4 protein-coding genes are annotated in these 6960 nt (G+C 73.3%); all 4 read right to left on the bottom strand.

The features are described 5' to 3' along the window. Positions 1-27 precede the first annotated feature (27 nt). The gene (locus ABZW03_RS02285) at positions 28-4374 is read right to left on the bottom strand and encodes a LamG-like jellyroll fold domain-containing protein (RefSeq protein ID WP_355250847.1); all 4347 of its coding nucleotides are present in this window, start codon (positions 4372-4374) and stop codon (positions 28-30) included. Between the two features lie 275 nt (positions 4375-4649). After that, complete coding sequence (locus tag ABZW03_RS02280) at positions 4650-5783, bottom strand: MAB_1171c family putative transporter (RefSeq protein WP_355250844.1); 1134 nt, start codon at positions 5781-5783, stop codon at positions 4650-4652. Then, entirely contained in the window at positions 5776-6291 is a 516-nt protein-coding gene (locus ABZW03_RS02275) for a ParH-like protein (protein WP_355250841.1), read from the bottom strand. Before ABZW03_RS02275 ends, ABZW03_RS02280 begins: the two co-directional genes overlap by 8 nt. A 109-nt stretch (positions 6292-6400) precedes the next feature. Continuing rightward, positions 6401-6823 (bottom strand): XRE family transcriptional regulator, encoded by a 423-nt coding sequence (locus tag ABZW03_RS02270; protein ID WP_355250838.1) that lies wholly within the window; start codon positions 6821-6823, stop codon positions 6401-6403. Positions 6824-6960 lie beyond the last annotated feature (137 nt).

The raw sequence follows: 6960 nt of genomic DNA, 5'->3' as shown, positions 1-6960 counted from the left end.
GCCGCCCGGCCCGCGGAAGGAGGGGGATCAGACGCCGGTGGAGGTGTTCAGCTCGACGTTGTAGTCGGCGAGCTTGGCGATCTGCGCGGGGCTCAGCACGCCCTGGTACAGCCAGACGTCGTCCAGTTCACCGGAGAAGTACTCGCCCCAGGCACCGGCCGCCCTGTTCCGGCCGAACTGCACGCCGCCGCCCGCCTCGTAGGGCTGCGGGGCGCCGGTCCAGGAGATGTGCGGGGTGCAGCCGGTCGAACCGTCCGGGCAGCCCTGGTTCTCGATCTGGCCGCCGACGTACAGGGCGAGCCGGTCCGCGAAGGCGTCGTACGTGACCGCCAGGTGCGTCCAGTTCTCCAGGACGGAGGTGGCCGGGGTGTGCGCGGTCAGGGTGCGGACCGCGCCGGTGGCGTCGGAGTCGCGCACCTCGGCCTGCCACTGGCCGGTCGGCTGGCCGTTGGCGTCCTTGCCGAGGCTGTGCCAACGCAGGGTGACGGCGCTGTTGTCGGCGCCCGCCACGGACAGCACCGTCATGTCCCGGGCCGGGACGCCCGCCGTGTTCGCCCAGCCGGCCAGGGTGAAGCTCTGGCCGGTGTGCAGCGGGGTCGAGGCGGTCGCGGCGTAGCCGGTGGTGCCGTCCAGCAGCAGGGTGCCGGGGGCGGGCAGCAGGCCGCCGTCGGCCTTGACCGAGGCGCCGCCGCCGAGCTGGGCGCCGGCCTTGGCCGGGCCCTCGTCCGGGGTGACGGCCGGGGTGCCGGTGGCCGAGGAGAGCTTCCAGCGGCCGGCCAGCTGCGGGCGCTGCTGGACCATCGCGGTGGCCTCCGGGCCGGTGACGACGCGGTCGTAGAGGCGCACGTCGTCGATGTCGCCGCCGAAGAACTCGCCGTTGGCGCCCTCGCGGTTGACGGCGCCGATCTGGATCGGGCCGGGGTTGGCCCACGGCGCGTTCTGGGTGTAGTCGGACTCGCCGACCAGGAAGCCGTTGATGTAGAAGCGCAGCTTCTTGGCGGCGGTGTCGGAGACGCCCAGCAGGTGGGTCCACTCGCCGGTGGTGCCGGCGAAGCACGGCACGCCGTTGATCTGGGTGCCCGCCGTGCAGGCGTCCTGCCAGGTGCGCACCAGGGTGTCGGTGGAGCTGTCCTCCTTGTAGCGGCCGAAGATCCAGCGTCCCCAGTAGGGCGAGTAGTACAGCGAGAACTCGTTGTTGTGCTGGCCGATCTGGGTGACCGCCATCTTCGGGGTGGTGTCGCCGGGGGTGGGAGCGGGCAGCTTCACCCAGGCGGAGACCGAGAAGTCCCGGCTGCCGTCCACCTGCGGGCGGGTGCCGCGCAGGTAGTCGTCCGCGCCGTCCAGGTGGATCGCCTTGTCGGCGATGCCCGGGCGGCCGAGCGCGACGCCGTTGTAGGCGGTCAGGTTGTCGGTCTCGGTGGTGCCGATCGGCTTGGCGGAGGCGTCGTCGAAGTGCCAGACCGCCCTGGCGGGCAGGCCGGTGGCGAGCTGCTTGTCGGCGGCGACGTCGGCGGCCTCGGCCTTGCTGAGGGGGCGGTCCCAGACGCGGACCTCGTCGACCGAACCCTTCCACGGGTCGGTCCAGGTGCCGAAGTACTTGGAGCGGCCGAACTCCAGCGCGCCGTGGACGTCCCAGGTGGCGGCGACGGTCACCGGGGTGCCGGGCACGCCGTTGACGTACAGGGTGCCGGCCTTCGTGGCCGGGTCGTAGACGCCCACCAGGTGGGTCCACTGGCCGAGGACCACGGGGGCGTCCGAGCTCGCCGGTTCGAGGGCGTAGTCGGTGGGGTTGTCCCGGCTGGAGGTCCACATGGTCCACTTGCCGCCGAAGAGGCCGAGGGCGAAGCGCGCCGCGGAGCTGCCGTTCTCGCTGACCGCGACCCGGTTGCGGGTGTTGTCGGTGAGGTTGACCCAGGCGGAGACGGCGAAGCCGCGGGTGGTGTTCAGCACCGTGCCCTGGGTCTCGGCGTAGCCGTCGGCGGTGCCGTCGAGCTTCAGCGCGGTGCCGCTGTGGGCGTCGGCCGGGGTGCCGGCGGAGGAGAGGGCGGCTCCGGAGCCGAGGGTCGCCTCGAAGCCGCCGCCGGTGCCGGTGACGCCGGTGCCGCTCGGGTCGTCCATCGACCAGCCGGTGCGCTGGGTCTGCCCGGAGAGCACGGTGAAGTAGTACGTCTCGGGCTGCGAGGCGTTGCCCGCGCCGTCGACGGCCCGGGCGGACAGGAAGTGCACGCCGGCGGTCTGCGGCTGGATGCGCACGCTCTGGCCGGCGCCGCCGCTGGTGGCGACCTCGTTCGCCGCGGACGGCGAGGTGTCCAGGCCCCACTGGTACTTGACCACGTCGGTGGCGGCGGACTTCAGGGTGAACTGGCCGCTCCTGCCGACGCCGTCGGTCCACGGCAGTGCCGCGGTGGCGTCCTTGGAGCCCGGGTAGGCGTCCGAGGTGATCGCCGGGCCGTCCGGGGCGGAGGTGTCGACGATGAAGTAGCAGCCGGTCGGGTCGCCGTCGGCGGACCACGGCCCCCACTGCGAGCCGTCCCAGGCGCGGGCCTCCCAGTCGAGCTGGAGGTTCTGCGGCAGGCCGGCCGGCAGCGGCCAGGAGAACATCGATCCGGAGGCCTTGAAGGTGTTGCCCGCGGGTGCGGCGTCCTCCGATCCGGTGGACCACCAGCGCCGGCGCAGGCCGGTGCCGTCGTCCCAGCCGACCGCGAACTGCACGCCGATCGCCTCGCCGTCCGGGTCGGAGGCCCGGGTGGTGACCTGCGGCATCCTGTTGATCCTGATGCCCGGGTACTGGCAGACCGAGCCCGGCGACATCGTCATGTCGGACATCGGGATCTGGTTGGGCCGCAGGTTGTAGTACACCGACAGGTAGGCGTCGTCGGTGAAGCGCTTCCAGGCGAGGGTGTCGCCCTCGTTCTGGGCCTTCAGGCCGAAGGTGATGGTCGGCCAGCCCCAGTTGGCGGCGTCCTGGACGAGGTTGCGCACCGCGCCGTCCTCGCCGTACTCCAGCCAGCCGCCGGGGCAGTTGCCGCTCCAGCCCTTGGCGGTGTTGATCGTCTGCAGGTAGCGGCTCCAGAAGCCGGAGGCGTTCTGGGCGTTCCAGTTCAGGCCGGGGGATATGTAGCCGGTGCTCCACAGCTCGACGGGCCGGGCGTCGCAGGAGTACGACCAGCTCTCGTAGGTGCCGAAGGTGGCGGAGAGGACCTGCTTGCCGACGAACGGGTTGGGCACCTGGAAGAACGCCCGCTTGACGTCGGTCGGTGCGCACCGGGAGGTGTCGCCGCAGTAGCCGACGCCCCAGTCGTGGACGTAGCTGCTGTTGTACGTGAAGTGCCAGTACACCTGGTTCGGGTAGGTGCGCGAGACGCCCGCCCAGTCGCCGGCGTGCGGGGTGTTCCACGCCGGGTCGATCATCACCGGGTACACGGTGTCCGGGGCGTCCAGCATGGCCTGGTCGGGTGTGAGCAACAGGCCGTCCTTGGGCAGGTCGACCTTGAGCCGGGTCATCTTGGCGCCCTCGCCCGGGAGGTCGCCGTAGCCGGCCGTGGCGGGGTCGGACTGGGCGGGGGCCTCGGCCTGCGGGGCGGCCTTGAGGTTCTTCGGGGCGGCGGCCGGAGCGGTCGCCGGAGCGGGACCGGTCGGCTTGGAGGAGTCCCACATCACCGGGACGGGCGCCTCGAAGACGGTGCCGCCGCCGGACGGGTCCTTCGCCGTGAGGGTGCCGTCCGCCTCCTGGCCGACCGTCAGGCCGGTGCCTTGCAGGCCGAGCCGGAGCTGGTCCAGCTCGGGGTTCTTCGCGGCCTCGGCGGTGTGCACCACGATCACCTGGGTGAACCCGGTCTTCGTGGCGGACAGCCGCAGGTCCACGTCCGGAAGGATCGCCCGGTACTCGGCGGTCGCGCCGTTGACCGTCGGCTTGGGCAGCGGCTTCGGCCAGCTGAGCTTCAGCTCCTTGCCGGCCCGGGCCATGGTGACCAGAGGTTCGCTGCCGCCGCCGGAGAACCGCAGGTCGGCGGTGGACCCCTTGGGGGCGACGGCGCCGCCGGGCAGCGTTCGCAGCGTCGGGTCGAGGTCCACCCAGGCGCCGTTCTTGCGCACCCGCTTGGGCTGGACGTAGGTGGTGGTCTTCAGCCTGCCGTCGGGCTGGGCGACGGTGTCACTGGTTTCGCTGCGCTTGGCGAGCACCTCGACCGGCTTGCCGCTGCGGGCGGCTTCCCGGACGGCCAGGCTCTCGGAGGTGTCCTGGGCGTCCGTGACGCCGGGCGGCGGTGTCCCGCCCGCCGCGGCGGCGGCCGGCACCACCGCGGTGGCGGCCAGCGCGACCGCGGCGAGGGCCGCGGCGAGCAGGCTGCCCGACCGTCTTGCTGCTGTTCTCACTGTGCGTAAGCTCCGACTTCCGGTATGTGGGCGAAGTTTGAGCGGATCTTCATGGACGCTTGACGGGGTGTCAAAGGTTCGTAGAAAACCGGTGCGGATGTGCGCACGTGTCGACCTGTCGACAGAAGGGGAGCAGCTCAGGTAAAACCGGATAAACCGACTGTGGGATTGTGATGGACATCACAGGGATAAGAGGAGTTGGAAGGTCCGGTTCCGGATCATGGGTGCGACGGCGAGCGGTAACCGACAGCGGCCGCCGCTCGGACCTCCGGAGGTCAGTCGGCCGTGGTGGCGTGCGGCGGCAGGGTGCGGAGGGCCCGGGCGATCTGGGCGAGCCAGCGGGCCTCGGCCTCGATGGTGCCGGTGTGGGGCGGCTGGGGGTCGGCCGGAGGCGGGGTGGTGGCGGCCCCGGTGCGGGCGTGGTGCAGGGCGGCGGCGATCCGGGCGGCCTCGGCCGGGGCGCCGTCCGTGGTCGGGGGCGCCTCGGGGGCCGTGCGGTAGCGGCGCAGGATGAGCAGGCCGTCGCGGATCTCGATGACCCGGCGGTAGAGCGCGAGTTCGGCGTCGGCCGGGGGCAACCGGCCGGCGGTGAGGGCGATCTGCGGGAAGGCCGCGTGCAGCGCCCGCCACAGCGGCCCGAGCGAGCGGTAGTCGCGGTACGCGGTCCGCCAGCGCCGGGCGGCCCGAGCGGCCCGGGCCCACAGCAGGGTGGTGGCGCCGGCCAGCAGCAGGACCGCGCAGAGCCGGCCGAGCGTCAGCGAGACCGGGTCCTCGGTGGTCCGCTGGCCGCCCGAGCGCAGGGCGCCGAGGACGTCGTCGAGCCCCCACGCGGCCCAGAGCAGGCCGACGGCGTTGGTGAGGGTGATCAGGCCGAGGGCCGTACGGAGGGCGGCGGTGCCGGCCTGCCGGGTCCAGTACAGGGCCTGGCGCAGCAGGGTGACCAGGCAGCAGGTCACGTAGCCGGTGATGACCAGGTCGTAGCCGGCCAGCGCCACCGGGCCGAACCGCCCGGTGGCCGCCATCCGGCCGCCGGACTCCGCGATCCCGGCGAGCAGGAACAGCGCGGTCGCCGAGAGGACCGCGAGGGCGGTGCCGGCTTGGCGGCGGCGCAGCGAGCGGGCGTCGGCCGCGGGGCGGCGCAGTGCGACGGCGGTCAGCGCGAGGAACCCGGCGGAGCCCATCTTGAGGTGGTCGGCGAGCATGCCGGACAGGCCCGCCAGGCCCGTCCCGTGGTCGATGCCCGCCCTGGTCTGACCGGCCATCAGGGCCAGGAAGGCGCCGAAGCACCAGGCGAAGCAGCAGGTGTAGCGGAGGGCCGGTGAGGTGCCGCGGTGGCGGCCCGCGAAGAACCGGTACGTGCTCAGGCCGAGCAGCAGGGCCGCGGCGCCGGCCAGGACGGGGTCAAGCATGCGGGCCCGGCGGGCGGCGGGTGCCCAGCAGCGGGGCGAGCCGGTGCGCCCACTCGGCGTCGCGGGGCTCGGCGCCGGACGGGCGGCCGCCGGGCAGCAGGGCGCGCTTGAGGATCAGCGAGGCGAGCAACTCGGCCTCCTGCTCCTGGGGTTCGAGGTAGACGGTGCGTCCCAGGACCTTCCCGACCAGCTCCGGGGAGAGGTGCGGCAGCAGGCCGACGGTGAGCCCGGGGTCGGGCGAGGGGGCGTCACCGTGCCCCAGCAGGAGGTGGGCGTACTCGTGCACCAGGATGTGCTGGCGGTGCACCTCGCTGGTGTCCTCGGCGTACACGATGTAGTCGGCCTGACCGGTCGTCACCAGCAGTCCGCAGGGCGCTCCGGGCCGGGCGGGGACGGCGATCAGGTCGATCGGCCGGCCGCGGTCGTGGGCGAGGCGGGCGACGAGCTCGGCGGCGTCGAACGGGTCGGGGAGTTCGAGCGACCCGCTGATCGCGCGGCAGCGCCGCATCAGTCCGCCGTGGCGTCGGATCCACCGCAATGCGCGCCTCGCCTATCCGCCGGGCCGACGTGGCCGGCCGACCGTCGCGGGGTGCCCGCTCGGTGGCACCACGTCCTGCTCACGGGGAGGGCTTGCCCCTGGCAGCCTCCCGGCGAGCGATAGTCTCGATCACATCGGAGACGGTGTCCAGAGCCTCGGGCGAGAGTTCCACCGCCCGCAGCGCCATGTTCCGGACGCCGGCGTCCCGCAGCGCCTCCAGGAGGGCGAGTTCGGCGACTACCTCCTCGGAGCGGTCGTCGAAGAAGTAGGCGGGGGAGACGTGGAAGAACGCGGCCAGCGCCTCCAGGTGACGCTTGGTCGGGTTGTCGCGCTTGCCGGTGCGCAGCTGCCACAGGTAGGTGGCCGAGAAGGTCTCGCCGGTGGCCTCGCGACAGGCGCGCGCCACGTCCTCGTTGCTGTACTGCTCCCGGTTCGGCCGCCGGACCGTGCGGAACAGCGCCTCGATCCTCTCGGCGAGCGTGCTCGCCCCGGCTTCCGCCATCTCCGCCTCCTGCGCCACCCCTGCCGGCTCCGGCGGCGCTGGGGCACGGGCCGGCCGCCGGGTGACCATCGTAGCTTCGGGCGTCGCACCGGCGGCGGGCGGTGCCGCTCCCGGGGCGCGAACGCGGGCCCGGGCCC

Origin of the sequence: Kitasatospora sp. NPDC004799 (genome assembly GCF_040609095.1) — a bacterium.
Taxonomy (GTDB): Bacteria; Actinomycetota; Actinomycetes; order Streptomycetales; family Streptomycetaceae; genus Kitasatospora.
This window is presented reverse-complemented; position numbering and strand designations above follow the sequence as displayed.

Coding starts and splice junctions, on each gene's coding strand:
- ABZW03_RS02275 (WP_355250841.1), bottom strand. CDS start 6,291: ATGCGGCGCTGCCGCGCGATCAGCGGGTCGCTCGAACTCCCCGACCCG.
- ABZW03_RS02280 (WP_355250844.1), bottom strand. CDS start 5,783: ATGCTTGACCCCGTCCTGGCCGGCGCCGCGGCCCTGCTGCTCGGCCTG.
- ABZW03_RS02270 (WP_355250838.1), bottom strand. CDS start 6,823: ATGGCGGAAGCCGGGGCGAGCACGCTCGCCGAGAGGATCGAGGCGCTG.